This is a genomic window from Sphingomonas faeni, assembly GCF_030817315.1.
GTDB classification, from domain to species: domain Bacteria; phylum Pseudomonadota; class Alphaproteobacteria; order Sphingomonadales; family Sphingomonadaceae; genus Sphingomonas; species Sphingomonas faeni_C.
In genome coordinates this window covers 219,578-234,454 of record NZ_JAUSZF010000001.1, presented here as the reverse complement: position 1 = coordinate 234,454, position 14,877 = coordinate 219,578, and the positions used below count along the sequence as shown (strand labels likewise).

The following is a 14,877-nucleotide window of genomic DNA, read 5'->3' as shown; positions in this document are numbered from 1 at the left end:
CGCGATTATTGTCGCGCAGGTGCAATTGCGCGCCGCGCCAAGATCTTACGAGGCGCCCGCCCGCCGAATATTTGCACTTTTTTAAGCTTTTACGGTACTATCTGGATCCGTGTGTAAGGACCAAGCATGATCATTGGCCATTCTGTTTCGGACGGCGACGGCGTAATTCTGGCGATCGACGAGCCGGTCGCGGTAATGCTGCAGCGCACCCAGACACAGCTTCGCGGTCTGTCCTACCTTTCGATCACGCACCCCGAGGATGTCGCCCGCAACCTGAGCCACATCGCCGCGCTGAAGCCCAACGGCAATTCCGCACGCATCAAGAAACGCTACATCGGTGGCGAAGGCGACATCATCACGCTCGAAGTCCAGGTTTCGCGGCTCGACAACGGCAAGTCGGGGCATCTGATGGGTACGCTCTCCAGCGTGCAGACGCTCGCCGACCGCATGAGCAGCGGCGACGACATGCCGTATCGTCTGTGGCGCAGGGCAAAAGATCTGCTCGGTATCATTCGCGCCAGGGACGCCGTGCTTGGTGCCGATCTTTTCGCCGATCACGCATGGACGACGTTGCTGATCGTGTATGTCGCCGAAGCCGAAAGCCGGATCGCGAGCGTAGACATGGTCGCGGACACGTTGCGCCTGTCGCGCTCGACGCTCAACCGCTGGGTACGGGTGCTACAGGCGAAATCGCTTCTCGAGCCGCTCGATGCCGACCTCGATGCGCTGCAACTCACCCAGACCGGGATCGCCAGCGTCGAACGGCTGCTGGCGAATCAGGCCGCGATGAAAGTCAGTTAGCAGCCGATCAACTCAACCGGTCGATCGCCTCGCGAGTCAGCGATCCGGGAATGATCATCACCGGCACGGGCAACGCGCCGGCGTCGGTTCCCGCGAAATGCGCGATCAGTTCGCCCGGCGCCCCGCTTGCCGCGGCTCCCAGCACCAGCGCGGCAATATTCGGGTTCGCCTCGATCATCTCGCGGATGATCTTCGCCGCCTCGCCTTCGCGCACGGTGATCGACGGCCGCAGCCCCGATTCCTCGATCAGCGTCCCTGCGGCACCGGCCACCAGCCCCTCGGCATGCAGCCGCGCCTCTTCCTCGATCGTCGCCTGCACGCCGCCGAACGCGATGAACTCCTGCGGCGGGATCACGGTCAGGATCTCGACGCCGCCGCCGGTCTTCACGGCACGCCGCGCGGCGAACCGCAAGGCGATGCCGGCTTCGGGACTGTCGTCGATAACCACCAGATAAATGCGCATTCTAGCCCCCGTTATGGGACGTAGGTGGCCCGAAGCCGCGCACGACGCAAGACCACCGACTTGCGCCGACGGGGTTGACCCGAGCGGACGAGGGCGCGAGTAGGCATGCCGTTACGTCACGCCCTGGGGAAATCCATGTCGATCGAGATCAAGATGCCTGCCCTGTCCCCGACCATGGAGGAGGGAACCCTCGCCAAATGGTTGATCAAGGAGGGCGACGTCGTGAAATCCGGCGACCTGATGGCCGAGATCGAGACTGACAAGGCGACGATGGAATTCGAAGCGGTCGACGAAGGCACCGTGGTCAAGATCCTCGTCGCCGAGGGTACCGACAACGTGAAGGTCGGCACCGTCATCGCGATCATCGCCGAAGAGGGCGAGGATGCGTCTTCCGTCTCGTCGGCACCGACCAAGAGCGAGACGCCCGAGCCCGCCGCGAAGGAATCGGAAGCCAAGCCCGATCCGACGGACCCGAACAAGACCGGGACCGAGGCCGAGCCGGTCGAGCGCACCGAGGCTTCGGCCGAGGATCACGGCCGTCCAGACGACGCCGGTGCGGCCAAGCCCGCCGCCAGCGGTGACCGCGTGAAGGCCAGCCCGCTCGCCCGCCGCCTCGCCACCGACAAGGGCATCGATCTCGGCGCCGTGTCCGGCTCCGGTCCCAAGGGTCGAATCGTCAAGGCCGACGTCGAGAGCGCCAAGCCCGGTGCCGCACCAGCTGCCGCGAAGACCGAAGCTGCTGCGCCGACCGCGTCCGCTGCACCGGTGTCCGCCGCCAAGCCCGCGACCGTGCCGGACATCCCGCACGAAGCGACCAAGCTCAGCAACGTGCGCAAGACGATCGCGCGTCGCCTGACCGAGTCGAAGCAGACCGTTCCGCACATCTACCTGACCGTGAACATCCGCCTCGATGCGCTGCTCAAGCTGCGTGGCGAGCTGAACAAGAGCCTCGAATCGCGCGGCGTGAAGCTGTCGGTCAACGACCTGCTGATCAAGGCGCAGGCCGTCGCGCTCATGCAGGTCCCGACCTGCAACGTGATGTTCACGCCCGACCAGCTCATCACCTTCCAGCGTGCCGACATCTCGGTCGCGGTCAGCACCCCGTCGGGGTTGATCACGCCAATCATCGTCGGCGCCGACACCGCATCGCTGTCGTCGATCTCGACGCAGATGAAGGACCTTGCCGGCCGTGCGCGCGACGGCAAGCTGAAGCCCGAGGAATATCAGGGCGGTACCGCCTCGATCAGCAACATGGGCATGTTCGGCATCACGCAGTTCGATGCGGTCATCAATCCTCCGCAGGCGATGATCCTCGCCGTCGGTGCGGGCGAAAAGCGTCCGGTCGTGATCGGCGACGAACTGGCGGTCGCAACCGTCATGTCGGCGACCGGCAGCTTCGATCACCGCGCGATCGACGGGGCCGACGGCGCGCAGTTCATGAAGGCGTTCAAGCACCTCGTCGAGAACCCGCTGGGCATGCTGGCGTAAGCTCGAACGCATGACCGCCGCACCCCGCCCCTCCACCCCGTTCGTGCTGAGCGAAGTCGAAGCAGGTGAGTCTCACACCCTTCGACTTCGCTCAGGGCGAACGGGGGTGTGCGGTTCCGCTTCACTATGAAGAAGACGACCATCGAGATCCTGCACATCCTCGCAGGCCTCGTCGTTGCCATCGCGATCACCTGGGCGGCGGCATGGTCGTATCCGCTCGGGCAGGACGTGATCTGGGCGTGCGGGGCGGCGGCGATGGTCGCGACCGCGCTCATGGGCCTGGGACCGCTGCGCCGGGCCCGCCGTCTCGACCAAACGACCCGCAGGAGTGAAGCGTGACCGACCTGCCCCCCAACAAGGCCCCGACGATCCGCGTCACCGCGATGCCCGCCGATGCCAACCCTTACGGCGACATCTTCGGCGGCTGGCTGATGGGCCAGATGGATCTTGCCGCCGGCTCTGTCGCGTCGCGGCGCAGCGGGGGCCGCGCCGTCACCATTGCGGCGGACGCTATGAAGTTCCACATGCCGGTCGTCGTCGGTGACGAAGTGTCGGTCTACGCAGACCTGATCGCGGTCGGCCGCACCTCGATGACGATCGAGGTCGAGGCGTGGCGTCGCGCGCGCCACAGCAACGACAGCTGCAAGGTGACCCAGGCGCGCTTCATCTTCGTGGCGGTCGGCGACGATCGCAAACCGCGGCCCGTGCCGCCCGAAACCAACTGATTTTCTGAAGGACTCTCACGTGGCTGATACTTTCGACCTCGTCATCCTCGGTTCCGGCCCCGGCGGCTACGTCGCCGCGATCCGCGCGTCGCAACTCGGCCTCAAGGTCGCGATCGTCGAGCGCGAGCGGCTGGGCGGCATCTGCCTCAACTGGGGCTGTATCCCGACCAAGGCGCTGCTCCGCACGTCTGAAATCTATCACTACATGCAGAACGCCGAGAGCTATGGCCTCAAGGCGGACAATGTCGGCTTCGACCTCGCCAAGGTCGTCGACCGGTCGCGTAAGGTTGCCGGCCAGCTCAACGCTGGCGTGAAGGGCCTGATGAAGAAGAACAAGGTGACCGTCGTCGAGGGTGTCGGCACCGTCACGGCCAAGGGTAAGCTGAGCGTCAAGCAGGGCGACAAGACGGTCGAACTCGAAGCCAAGAACATCATCGTCGCGACCGGCGCCCGCGCCCGGGACCTGCCGTTCGCCAAGGCTGATGGCGAGCGGATCTGGACGTATCGCCATGCGATGGTCCCGACCGAGATGCCGACCAAGCTGCTCGTCATCGGCTCGGGCGCGATCGGCGTCGAGTTCGCCAGCTTCTACAACGACATGGGCGCCGACGTGACGATCGTCGAGATGCTCCCGCGGATCCTCCCCGTCGAGGACGAGGAAGTCTCGGCGTTCATGGACAAGGCGCTGACCAAGCAGGGCATCAAGCTGCTGACCCAGACCGGTCTGGAGGGTCTCGCTCCGTCGGCGAACGGCGTCACTGCCAAGATCAAGGCGAAGGACGGCAAGGTTTCGGAAGAGACCTTCAGCCACGCGATCATCGCGATCGGCATCGTCCCCAACACCGAGAATATCGGGCTGGAAGCGCTCGGCGTCGAGACCGACCGCGGCCACATCAAGACCGACGGCTATGGCCGTACGAACGTCGACGGCATCTGGGCGATCGGCGACGTCACCGGCGCGCCGTGGTTGGCGCACAAGGCCAGCCATGAGGGCATCATCGCGGTTGAGAAGATCGCCGGCGGTTCGCCGCACCAGATGGACAAGGCCAACATCCCCGGCTGCACCTATTCGCGCCCACAGGTCGCGTCGGTCGGCATGACCGAGGCGAAGGCCAAGGAAGCCGGGTACGAGTTGAAGGTCGGCAAATTCCCCTTCATCGGCAACGGCAAGGCGATCGCGCTGGGCGAGGCCGAGGGCTTCGTGAAGACGGTGTTCGATGCGAAGACCGGCGAGTTGCTCGGCGCGCACATGGTCGGCGCGGAAGTCACCGAGCTGATCCAGGGCTATGTCGTCGCCCGCCAGCTCGAGACGACCGAAGCCGAGCTGATGGAAACGGTGTTCGCGCATCCGACGCTCAGCGAAATGATGCACGAGAGCGTCCTCGCCGCCTACGGCCGCGCGATCCACTACTGATCCACCCTCTCAATCCTCCCCCCGCCAGGGGGAGGATACGCAGGATACAGCCCCTCCCCGTCATCCTGACGAAAGTCAGGACCCAGGGTACCAATCGCAGCGCTCTTGGCTCCGGGTCCCGACTGTCGTCATAATGACGGGGAGTTATACCAGCCGACCGATCAGGTCGGGCAAACCGTCTCGTTTCGGTCCTATCTCGCTTGACGCAGGCTCCCGCCCCATCGATGGGCAGGCCGTTCGCGAGGTCCGGCGCTTCGGATTTCGCGGATAGACGCCACCGGTGCAGGACCCGCGAATGTCGATCGAACCTGCCGCCCGCATCACGCAACGCCACATCGCCATCGCAGCGACCGGGCTCGGCATCGCCTCGCTCGCGCTGTTCTGGCCGGGCACCGCAATGTACGACACCGTCGCGCAATATCGGCAGGTTCTGTCGGGCGTGTACGACGATTGGCACCCGCCGGCTATGGCGCGCGTCTGGGCGCTGCTCGCACCGCTCGGCCCCGGTGCGACGCCGATGCTGGTCCTGCAACTCGGCACCTATTGGCTCGGCCTCGGCCTGCTCGCCGCCGCGCTGGCCGGCACCCGCCGCGCCCGCAGTGCCATCGCGATCCTCGCGATCGGGCTGCTTCCGCCTTTCCTCGGCTGGCAGAGCGTCGTCCTCAAGGATGCGCAACTCGCCGGCGCGCTGCTCGCCGCGGTTGGCATCATCGGCTGGTGGCGGCTCGCGCGTCGCCCCCTGCCCGGCGCGATGTCGATCCCGGTGGCGCTGCTGCTCGTTTATGCCGTGCTGGTTCGCGCCAATGCGGTGTTCGTCGTCATCCCGCTGCTCGTGATCCTCGCCCCGCGCCCGACGCACCCGCTCGGGAAACTCGTCACCGGTCTCATCGCGGTGGTGGTCGTGCTCGGCGTCGCGCCTGTGGTGAACCACCGACTGCTCCGTGCACAACCCAGCGGGGTGGAGTCCACTCAAGCGCTCTACGATCTCGCCGGCATAGCCGCACGCGCGCCGGCCATCGACACCACCGGGCTGACCCAATCGGAAACGGCGACCGTAATCGCCCGCCGGTGCGCGAAACCGTTCTTCTGGGATCCGCTGGGCGACGAGGCGCATTGCGGGACGACGATGGCGCGGCTGCGCACGCTGCCGACCGGGACGCTCTACGTCACGCTCGCGTCGGCGGCGCTGCATCATCCGGTCGCCTATGCCGGGCACCGCCTCGCGCACCTGAACTCGACCGATCGTTGGCTGGTCCCTTTCCACTGGCCGAGCGCAGCGCCGCCCGCCGTGTCGGAGCCGAACACGCTCGGACTTGCGAACCCCGGTGCGGCGGCCCGCACGTGGCAGGCGCTGACCGCCGTGGTCGTCGAGACGCCGCTCGGCTGGCCGATCGCCTGGATCGTCGTCGCGATCACCGCGCTTGCCGTGAATCTGTCGCGTCCGCGCGATCCGGTCCGTGATCTCGCCACCGCGCTGCTCGTGTCCGCGCTTGCGCTGGAGGCGAGCTTTGCGGTCCTGAGCATCGCGTCCGACCTGCGCTATCATCTATGGCCGATGATCGCGACCGCGGTGGCGAGCGTGCTGCTCGCCGATCGCCCGCCGCCGCGAAGACTATTCGCTATCAGCGCAGGTGCATTCCTGCTCGTCATCGGCAGCGGCATCGCCGCACGCGCGTTGCTGCCCCAACCGCCGCAGACTTACGCCGGGATGCTCGGCTGAGTTACCGGCGACGTCGCGCTTTCTTACGCGGATAGGGCAACGTGTCGTAATATGCGCGAGTCCGCAGTTGGACCAATCGCCGGCTCAGCCGCCGGGCGCGTTCGCACCCGCCCATCAGCGACCACCGGTCTTTCTCCCCCACCGCGAAGTACGCTGGGCCGCGGCCGTGGGAGGCGGCGCTTGAACGACAGGCATCTGCGCAGCGATCGGACCGGGTCGGCTGGGGCGTGCCATCGGCGCCTGCATGGCAGAACCAGGGGCGGTGCCGGGAGCGGCATAGCTTGCGCCGGGCGCGGGTCGCTGCGCTTCTGCCGCGCCACCTGCCAGCGCCAGCCCTGCGCTCGCGATCAAAAGCCTCCGCATGTCCGTCTCCCTGGTTTGCCCCGATCCAACTCAGGGCATTGCTTACCAAGTGGGCGGGGGAGTCGCCAGACGATGCGCCGACCTCGTATTAGGCCAGTCGCTGGCCCAGCATCGCCGCCAACGCCTCGCAGCCTGCCGCGTCCTCCGCATCGAACCGCGCGGGCTCCGGGCTGTCGAGATCGAGTACGGCGATCAGCGTTCCATCCTTGGTCACCGGCACCACGAGTTCGGAGCGACTCGCGGCATCGCAGGCGATATGGCCTGGGAACGCATGCACGTCCTCGACCAGTTGCGTGGTCAGCGTGGCGGCGGCGGCACCGCAGACGCCCTTGCCGACCGGGATGCGGATGCAGGCGACCTTGCCCTGGAATGGCCCGAGCACGAGTTCGCCTTCGACGAGACGGTAGAATCCCGCCCAGTTCAGGTCGGGGAGATATTCCCACACGAGAGCGGCGGCGTTCGCCATGTTGGCGATCGGATCGGTCTCGTCCGCCGTCAGCGCGTCGAGCGCGGCGAGCAGGTCGCGGTAGAGATCGGCCTTGGTGCCGGCGGAGATATCGAACTGGTACATGGTGTCTTCCTTGGTCGGCGGAGAAGGATTGCGAGGTCGTGCGCTAGGCTGGCCGACGGACGTTAACGACACGCCCATAGGCATGGCCCGCTCAATCGTCGCGCACCTTGCCGCGGCCCGCCTTCACCCCACTCCGCACCTTCTTCGTATCGACCCGCCTTGCCTTCGCGGCCTTGGACGGCTTGGTCGCGCGGCGCGCTTTCGGCACGATCGTCGCTTCCTTGATCAGCGCCACCAGCCGCTCGCGGACTTCCTGGCGGTTGAGCAGTTGCGAGCGGGAGCCCTCGCTGCGCAGCACCAGCACGCCGTCGCGCGTCAGACGCGATCCGGCCAGCACGGCGATGCGGTTTTTCACCGCCAGCGGCAGGCCGGGCGACAGGCCGACATCGAAGCGCAGGATCACCGCGCTGTCTGTGGTGTTGACGTGCTGGCCGCCGGGACCGCCCGAGCGGGTTGTGCTCTCGATCAGCTCGCTGTCGTCGATCGAGATCGATCGTGTGATCGGGATCGCGACCATCGGCCCCTGCCCGATCAGCCGTCGGTGGGATCGGGCGTCGTAACTTCGGCAACGGCAACCGCAGCAGCCTCATCCGCAAACCCGGCCTTGGCGAACCGCTCGGGCAACGGCGCTTCGGCGAGCACGTCGGCCTTGCCCGGACGCGGCACGATCAGCCGTTGCGCATGAAGCATCATGCCGAGCCCGTCCGCCTTACCGTACACGCCATCACCGACCACCGGCGCACCGAGGCCACTCGCCGCGTGGACGCGGATCTGGTGCGTGCGGCCGGTCTCGGGCAGGAACTCGACCAGCGAGCGGCCGTCCTTGATCTCGAGCACGCGCCAGTTGGTGCGCGACTTCTTGCCGTTCGGGTCCTCGACCATCCGCCAGCCGGTCTCGGCCGTGCTGACCTTGCCCAGCGCCATCTCGATCAGGCCGGACGTGCCTTCGACCACGCCGTCGAGCAGCGCGACGTAGCGCTTTGAAACGAGGCCCTGCTCGAACGCCTGCTGCAACCGGGCATGCGCCTTCGGGTTACGCGACAGGAGCAGGCAGCCGCTCGTGTCCCGGTCGAGCCGGTGCACGGCCTTGGGCCAGCGCTGGAAGCCGAACTTCAGGCTTTCGAGATGATTTTCGAGGCTCAGCGAGCCATCGCGAGGGGGATCGACCGGCAAACCCGCGGGTTTGTCGATCACCAGGGCCTCGCCGTCGAGGAAGAGTACGCGTTCACCATGCATGGCCCCGCCCTTGCCATCATTAGCGCCTGCGTGCCAGAGCCCGCGTCGATGTTGCACCGCACGCTGGCCCTCGCGCTTCTCTTCGCCCCGACCATAGCGGACGCGCAATTATGCGAAGGGCAGAGCGCGGCGATCGCACCCGATGGCCGCGCGTTTGGACATTTGCCCTACGGCGACGCGCCCGAGAGCGAGCTGGTGACGCTGCCGTCCTATTATTCGGTGGGCAATCCGTGTGTGGTACGCGCCGACATTCTGCCCGATCTGTTGCGGCTGTTCGCGGCCGCGCAGGGCGATCCTTCGGTGATGGGTCAATTGCGCGCCTTGTCGTGCCAGCGATCGATCGCGCGTCAGCGCGGCGTCTTCTGTCGCGGCGAGACGAGCAGCCCAGCCGATCGCGCGATCTCGGTCGCCCCGCCGGGCTATAGCGAGCATTCGACCGGCTATGCGCTGGATTTCGCGGTGCGTCCGGCGAACGGATGTCCCGATGCGGAGGCGTGCATGGCCGCTACACCCGCCGCGCGCTGGCTGCGGGCGAACGCACCGCGGTTCGGGTTCGAGCAGAGCTTTCCAGGCGGCAACAAGCAGCACGTGAAGTGGGAGCCCTGGCATTGGCGCTGGGTCGGGGCGAGCGGGAGTGCGCCTGGGGCGGCGAAGGCGCGGTTCGTTTTTGCGCGGGCGCGGCGGCTGTATCCGGCGGATCCGGGTGTGCTGCCGCTGGTGGTGAAGGTTACGGTGCAACCGCCGGTGCCGGTGGCTCCGGTGGTGGCGGTGCCGTCGAAGAAGAAGCGGCGGTAGAGGAAGGACTTGTTCGATCAGGGATACGTTTCCCAACGAGCAATACCACCCCAGCGGAGGCCGGGGCCCAGTTGGGGAACGTCGCTGACGACGGGCAGCGCTTCGTTACTGCCACCTTTCCAACTGGGCCCCGGCCTCCGCCGGGGTGATAGCTTTTTTGGCGAGGAGACTGGGAGCAACGTTCCGACTGGCTGCCCCGCCCCCCAATCAGTGCAGCACCAGCCCACCCGGACGCACGACGCCGTCACGCAGCGCGTGATCATACAGCAACTCCGTCTCCAGCTTCACCTGATGCGACAGTCGGTCGAGCATCGACTCCGCCTGTATCCCGAACGCCGCCCAATCCTTTGGCGAGATGGTGGGAAGCCAGCGGCCGATGAACGCCTTCCAGTCCGAACGAAGGATATCGAGGTCCTCTTCCATCATCGCGATCGTGTCGGCCGACCAATGCGCCTCCATCGCCACGACGGTGCGATCGATGACCTCGTCCTCGACGCCCAGATGATCGGCGACGGTGACCGCCAGTTCGATCAACCTGCGCGAGGCAAGCGCGCTCTGGGTGCTAGGCTGTCGGGAGAGCAGGACGAGGTCGGCGCATTGACCGGCGATCTTCTCGTGATCGTCGATCAGTCGAGCCCAGTTCGCACGATCCTGGTCGGATATTGTCCGCGCTGCGATCTTTTCGTTCATGACGCCGCCCTCTTCCCTAGGAATGTCATCCAACAACGCGCGAAATACGAAATATATCTCGTCGCGGATGCAGTAGCTTCGGCGCTCGTCGGGCCGATATAGTCTTTCGGGCAGCGTCTCCGTGTCGAAACGACCGTTTGCGACCCCGCCCTTTGACATGACGCCGCAGCGCGCCTATATCCGCTGCTCACCACAGCATCCGGGAAATGACATGCCGTCGCGCAGCGTGTCGATCGTATTGGATACCGAGGTTTCATACGCTGAGAGCCGCCGCACCTGATGCGCGCGGCCTTTTTGCGTGAACGTGCGTCCCGCTTGGGGGTTCCCAAGCACGAAATTACGACTGATCCGTCAGTTTTTATAGGGCGAAACAAAACCTATGGCATCCAAGGCGATCGAACACGGCACTGCAAAGCGCCGTATCCGCAAGGTTTTCGGCAACATCCACGAAGTCGTGCAGATGCCGAACCTGATCGAAGTCCAGCGCGAGAGCTACGAGCAGTTCCTCCGCTCCGACAAGTCGATCGGCCACGTCTCGGGTCTCGAGAAAACGCTGCGCAGCGTGTTCCCGATCCAGGATTTCGCCGGCACCGCCTATCTCGATTTCGACGACTACGTACTTGAGCCGCCGAAGTTCGACGTCGAGGAATGCCGTCAGCGCGGCATCACCTACGCCGCGCCGATGCGCGTCACGCTGCGCCTGACCGCGTTCGAGGTCGATCCCGATACCGAGGCCAAGTCGGTCATCGATATCAAGGAGCAGGACGTGTACATGGGCGACATGCCGCTCATGACCGAGAACGGCACGTTCTTCATCAACGGTACCGAGCGCGTCATCGTCAGCCAGATGCACCGTTCGCCGGGCGTGCTGTTCGATCACGATCGCGGCAAGACGCACGCATCGGGCAAGTACCTGTTCGCGGCGCGCGTGATCCCGTATCGCGGTTCGTGGCTCGATTTCGAGTTCGACGCGAAGGACATCGTCAACGTCCGCATCGATCGCAAGCGCAAGCTGCCGGTGACGGCGCTGCTCTACGCGCTCGGCATGACGTCGGAAGAGATCCTCAACTATTTCTACAACCGCGTGACGTTCGTCCGCGGCCAGGGTGGCTGGATCGTTCCGTTCCAGGTCGAGAACTGGCGTGGCCAGAAGCCGATGTTCGACATCGTCGATGCGAAGACCGGCGAAGTCGTGTTCCCGAACGGCCAGAAGATCAGCCCCCGCGCTGCGAACAAGGCGTTCAAGGACGGCCTCACCGACCTGCTGATCCCGACCGAGGAAATCTTCGGCCGCTATTCGGCATACGACCTGATCGACGAGTCGACCGGCCGTATCTACATCGAAGCCGGTGACGAAGTGACCGCCGAGAACCTCGAACTGCTCGACCAGGCAGGCATCGAGCGTCTCGACCTGCTCGACATCGATCACGTCGCGACGGGGCCATGGATCCGCAACACGCTCAAGGTCGACAAGGCCGAAGAGCGCGAGCAGGCGCTCAGCGACATCTACCGCGTGATGCGTCCCGGCGAGCCGCCGACGCTGGAGACGGCTGAGGCGCTGTTCTCGGGTCTGTTCTTCGATCCCGACCGCTACGACCTGTCGGCCGTTGGTCGCGTGAAGCTCAACATGCGCCTCGACCTCGACGTCGAGGACACCGTGACGACGCTGCGCACCGAGGACATTCTCGAGGTCATCAAGACGCTCGTGAACCTCAAGGACGGCAAGGGCGAAATCGACGATATCGACAACCTCGGTAACCGTCGTGTCCGTTCGGTCGGCGAGTTGCTCGAGAACCAGTACCGCGTCGGCCTGCTCCGCATGGAGCGCGCCGTGAAGGAGCGCATGTCGTCGGTCGACGTGTCGACGGTCATGCCGAACGACCTGATCAACGCGAAGCCTGCGGTTGCCGCGGTCCGCGAATTCTTCGGCTCGTCGCAGCTGTCGCAGTTCATGGATCAGACCAACCCGCTGTCGGAAGTCACCCACAAGCGTCGCGTGTCGGCACTTGGACCAGGTGGTCTGACTCGTGAGCGCGCCGGCTTCGAAGTCCGCGACGTTCATCCGACGCACTATGGCCGTATCTGCCCGATCGAGACGCCGGAAGGCCCGAACATCGGTCTGATCAACAGCCTCGCGTCGTTCTCGCGCGTCAATAAGTACGGCTTCATCGAGACTCCGTACCGCAAGGTCGTCGACCACAAGGTCACCGACGACGTCGTCTATCTGTCGGCGATGGAAGAGGCCAAGCACACGATCGCGCAGGCCAACGCCGAGCTCGATTCGTCGAACGGCTTCGTCGAGGAGCTGGTGTCGTCGCGTCAGGCTGGCGAATTCCTGATGGCGCTCCCCGACAACATCACGTTGATGGACGTTTCGCCAAAGCAGCTCGTCTCGGTCGCCGCATCGCTCATTCCGTTCCTGGAAAACGATGACGCCAACCGTGCACTGATGGGCTCGAACATGCAGCGTCAGGCCGTGCCGCTCGTCCAGGCCGAGGCGCCGTTCGTCGGCACCGGCATGGAAGAGACCGTGGCACGTGACTCGGGCGCAGCGATCTCGGCAAAGCGTGCGGGCATCGTCGACCAGGTCGACGCGGCGCGTATCGTGATCCGCGCAACCGGCGAGATCGATGCCGGCAAGTCGGGCGTCGACATCTACACGCTGATGAAGTTCCAGCGCTCGAACCAGTCGACCTGCATCAACCAGCGTCCGCTGGTGAAGGTGGGCGATGCGGTTCGTGCAGGCGACGTGCTCGCCGACGGACCGTCGACCGAGTTCGGCGAGCTGGCGCTGGGTCGCAACAGCCTCGTCGCGTTCATGCCGTGGAACGGCTACAACTACGAGGATTCGATCCTGATCTCCGAGCGGATCGTGAAGGACGATGTGTTCACGTCGATCCATATCGACGAGTTCGAGGTGATGGCTCGCGACACGAAGCTTGGGCCTGAGGACATCACGCGCGACATCCCGAACGTCGGCGAGGAAGCACTCCGCAACCTCGACGAAGCGGGCATCGTCTACATCGGTGCAGAGGTCGAGCCGGGCGATATTCTCGCCGGCAAGATCACGCCGAAGGGCGAATCGCCGATGACGCCGGAGGAGAAGCTTCTCCGCGCCATCTTCGGCGAGAAGGCCAGCGACGTGCGCGATACGTCTCTTCGCCTGCCGCCGGGCGTGTCGGGTACGGTCGTCGACGTTCGCGTCTTCAACCGTCACGGCATCGACAAGGACGAGCGCGCGATGGCGATCGAGCGCGAGGAGATCGAGCGCCTGAAGAAGGATTCGGACGATGAGCGTTCGATCCTGAACCGTGCGACCTGGTCGCGTCTCCGCGAGATGCTGCTCGATCAGACCGCCACCTCGGCGCCGAAGGGCGTCAAGAAGGGCGTCGTGATCGACATGGATCTGCTCGACAGCGTCGACCGCCACGAGTGGTGGAAGTTCGCGGTCGCCGACGACAAGATCCAGAGCGATCTGGAAGCGGTCAAGATCCAGTATGACGATGCAGCCAAGCTGATCACGGACAAGTTCCACGATCGTCGCGAGAAGCTGGAGCGTGGTGACGAGCTGTCGCCGGGCGTGCTGAAGATGGTCAAGGTGTTCGTCGCGGTGAAGCGCAAGCTGCAGCCGGGCGACAAGATGGCCGGCCGTCACGGCAACAAGGGCGTCATCAGCCGCATCCTGCCGGCGGAGGACATGCCGTTCCTCGCCGACGGTACGCCGGTCGATATCGTCCTCAACCCGCTGGGCGTGCCGTCGCGCATGAACGTCGGGCAGATCTTCGAGACGCATCTGGGCTGGGCCGCACGTGGCCTTGGTCAGCAGATCACCCAGGCGCTCGAAACCTGGCGCGAGGAGAACCCCGAGGCCAAGCCCGGCGCGATGCCGGAGGCGGTCCGCGATCGTCTCAAGACGGTGTACGGCGAGCAGTATCACGCCGAGATCGACGCCCGTTCGGGTGACGAGATCGTCGAGCTGGCCAAGAACCTGAAGGGCGGCGTGCCGATGGCGACGCCGGTGTTCGATGGTGCGCGGGAGGCGGACGTGTCGGCGATGCTGGAACTGGCGGGTCTCGATCCGTCGGGCCAGTCGGACCTGTTCGACGGACGTACCGGCGACAAGTTCGATCGCAAGGTCACGGTCGGCTACATCTACATGCTGAAGCTCCACCATCTGGTCGACGACAAGATCCACGCACGGTCGATCGGGCCGTACTCGCTGGTCACGCAGCAGCCGCTGGGTGGTAAGGCGCAGTTCGGTGGGCAGCGCTTCGGCGAGATGGAGGTCTGGGCACTCCAGGCTTACGGCGCGGCGTACACCTTGCAGGAAATGCTGACGGTGAAGTCGGACGACGTGGTCGGCCGCACCAAGGTCTACGAGGCGATCGTCAAGGGCGACGACACGTTCGAGGCCGGCATCCCGGAGAGCTTCAACGTTCTCGTCAAGGAAATGCGCTCGCTCGGCCTGAATGTGGATCTGAAGCAGTCGGAGCCCGGCTTCGACAGCGACGGCATCCAGATCGCGGCGGAGTAACGCGGTTAACTTAGCTCCCCTCCCGCTCGCGGGAGGGGTCGGGGGTGGGCTCCCGGCCGGTGATGGAGCGCCAAGAT

13 protein-coding genes are annotated in these 14,877 nt (G+C 65.4%); 8 read left to right on the top strand and 5 right to left on the bottom strand.

Going from position 1 to position 14,877, the window contains the following annotated elements:
- Positions 1 to 126: 126 nt before the first annotated feature.
- Positions 127 to 801: a PAS domain-containing protein gene (locus QFZ54_RS01180; protein ID WP_307083645.1), complete on the top strand. Its 675-nt coding sequence runs from the start codon at positions 127 to 129 to the stop codon at positions 799 to 801.
- A 7-nt stretch (positions 802 to 808) separates the two neighbouring features.
- Here QFZ54_RS01180 and QFZ54_RS01175 read toward each other — a convergent pair whose 3' ends face one another.
- Positions 809 to 1,264 (bottom strand): universal stress protein, encoded by a 456-nt coding sequence (locus tag QFZ54_RS01175; protein ID WP_307083642.1) that lies wholly within the window; start codon positions 1,262 to 1,264, stop codon positions 809 to 811.
- Between the two features lie 135 nt (positions 1,265 to 1,399).
- On the opposite strand from QFZ54_RS01175, the gene QFZ54_RS01170 reads away from it, so the two are divergent.
- From QFZ54_RS01170 to QFZ54_RS01150, 5 genes are all read left to right on the top strand, one after another.
- A complete protein-coding gene (locus QFZ54_RS01170) occupies positions 1,400 to 2,752 on the top strand; it encodes a pyruvate dehydrogenase complex dihydrolipoamide acetyltransferase (protein WP_307083640.1) in 1,353 nt (450 codons plus the stop codon).
- A 126-nt stretch (positions 2,753 to 2,878) separates the two neighbouring features.
- Positions 2,879 to 3,091: a hypothetical protein gene (locus QFZ54_RS01165; protein ID WP_307083638.1), complete on the top strand. Its 213-nt coding sequence runs from the start codon at positions 2,879 to 2,881 to the stop codon at positions 3,089 to 3,091.
- A 44-nt stretch (positions 3,092 to 3,135) separates the two neighbouring features.
- Positions 3,136 to 3,477, top strand: coding sequence for an acyl-CoA thioesterase (locus QFZ54_RS01160; protein WP_093399601.1), 342 nt, complete (start codon positions 3,136 to 3,138; stop codon positions 3,475 to 3,477).
- Between the two features lie 19 nt (positions 3,478 to 3,496).
- On the top strand, positions 3,497 to 4,891 hold the full coding sequence (gene lpdA / locus QFZ54_RS01155; RefSeq protein WP_307083636.1) for a dihydrolipoyl dehydrogenase: 1,395 nt from the start codon (positions 3,497 to 3,499) through the stop codon (positions 4,889 to 4,891).
- 295 nt (positions 4,892 to 5,186) lie between these two features.
- Positions 5,187 to 6,611 carry a hypothetical protein gene (locus tag QFZ54_RS01150; protein WP_307083634.1) on the top strand — a complete coding sequence of 475 codons (1,425 nt, stop codon included), beginning with the start codon at positions 5,187 to 5,189 and terminating at the stop codon, positions 6,609 to 6,611.
- 451 nt (positions 6,612 to 7,062) lie between these two features.
- Here the strand turns inward: QFZ54_RS01150 and QFZ54_RS01145 are convergent, their stop codons facing one another.
- The 3 genes from QFZ54_RS01145 to QFZ54_RS01135 all read right to left on the bottom strand — a co-directional run bounded on the left by QFZ54_RS01145 (position 7,063) and on the right by QFZ54_RS01135 (position 8,781).
- A complete protein-coding gene (locus QFZ54_RS01145) occupies positions 7,063 to 7,545 on the bottom strand; it encodes a GAF domain-containing protein (RefSeq protein WP_307083632.1) in 483 nt (160 codons plus the stop codon).
- 91 nt (positions 7,546 to 7,636) lie between these two features.
- Entirely contained in the window at positions 7,637 to 8,062 is a 426-nt protein-coding gene (gene arfB / locus QFZ54_RS01140) for an alternative ribosome rescue aminoacyl-tRNA hydrolase ArfB (RefSeq protein WP_093399511.1), read from the bottom strand.
- A 14-nt stretch (positions 8,063 to 8,076) separates the two neighbouring features.
- Complete coding sequence (locus tag QFZ54_RS01135) at positions 8,077 to 8,781, bottom strand: RluA family pseudouridine synthase (RefSeq protein WP_307083623.1); 705 nt, start codon at positions 8,779 to 8,781, stop codon at positions 8,077 to 8,079.
- A 30-nt stretch (positions 8,782 to 8,811) separates the two neighbouring features.
- On the opposite strand from QFZ54_RS01135, the gene QFZ54_RS01130 reads away from it, so the two are divergent.
- The gene (locus QFZ54_RS01130) at positions 8,812 to 9,576 is read left to right on the top strand and encodes a M15 family metallopeptidase (protein WP_307083621.1); all 765 of its coding nucleotides are present in this window, start codon (positions 8,812 to 8,814) and stop codon (positions 9,574 to 9,576) included.
- A gap of 207 nt (positions 9,577 to 9,783) precedes the next feature.
- Here QFZ54_RS01130 and QFZ54_RS01125 read toward each other — a convergent pair whose 3' ends face one another.
- Entirely contained in the window at positions 9,784 to 10,266 is a 483-nt protein-coding gene (locus QFZ54_RS01125; protein ID WP_307083619.1) for a hemerythrin domain-containing protein, read from the bottom strand.
- Between the two features lie 379 nt (positions 10,267 to 10,645).
- On the opposite strand from QFZ54_RS01125, the gene rpoB reads away from it, so the two are divergent.
- Positions 10,646 to 14,800, top strand: coding sequence for a DNA-directed RNA polymerase subunit beta (gene rpoB, locus QFZ54_RS01120; RefSeq protein ID WP_307083617.1), 4,155 nt, complete (start codon positions 10,646 to 10,648; stop codon positions 14,798 to 14,800).
- Positions 14,801 to 14,877 lie beyond the last annotated feature (77 nt).

What these genes read in the sequence shown, in the direction of transcription:
- QFZ54_RS01180 (WP_307083645.1), top strand. Translation starts at nt 127, where the DNA reads ATGATCATTGGCCATTCTGTTTCGGACGGCGACGGCGTAATTCTGGCG.
- QFZ54_RS01175 (WP_307083642.1), bottom strand. Translation starts at nt 1,264, where the DNA reads ATGCGCATTTATCTGGTGGTTATCGACGACAGTCCCGAAGCCGGCATC.
- QFZ54_RS01170 (WP_307083640.1), top strand. Translation starts at nt 1,400, where the DNA reads ATGTCGATCGAGATCAAGATGCCTGCCCTGTCCCCGACCATGGAGGAG.
- QFZ54_RS01165 (WP_307083638.1), top strand. Translation starts at nt 2,879, where the DNA reads ATGAAGAAGACGACCATCGAGATCCTGCACATCCTCGCAGGCCTCGTC.
- QFZ54_RS01160 (WP_093399601.1), top strand. Translation starts at nt 3,136, where the DNA reads ATGCCCGCCGATGCCAACCCTTACGGCGACATCTTCGGCGGCTGGCTG.
- QFZ54_RS01150 (WP_307083634.1), top strand. Translation starts at nt 5,187, where the DNA reads ATGTCGATCGAACCTGCCGCCCGCATCACGCAACGCCACATCGCCATC.
- QFZ54_RS01145 (WP_307083632.1), bottom strand. Translation starts at nt 7,545, where the DNA reads ATGTACCAGTTCGATATCTCCGCCGGCACCAAGGCCGATCTCTACCGC.
- arfB (WP_093399511.1), bottom strand. Translation starts at nt 8,062, where the DNA reads ATGGTCGCGATCCCGATCACACGATCGATCTCGATCGACGACAGCGAG.
- QFZ54_RS01135 (WP_307083623.1), bottom strand. Translation starts at nt 8,781, where the DNA reads ATGCATGGTGAACGCGTACTCTTCCTCGACGGCGAGGCCCTGGTGATC.
- QFZ54_RS01125 (WP_307083619.1), bottom strand. Translation starts at nt 10,266, where the DNA reads ATGAACGAAAAGATCGCAGCGCGGACAATATCCGACCAGGATCGTGCG.
- rpoB (WP_307083617.1), top strand. Translation starts at nt 10,646, where the DNA reads ATGGCATCCAAGGCGATCGAACACGGCACTGCAAAGCGCCGTATCCGC.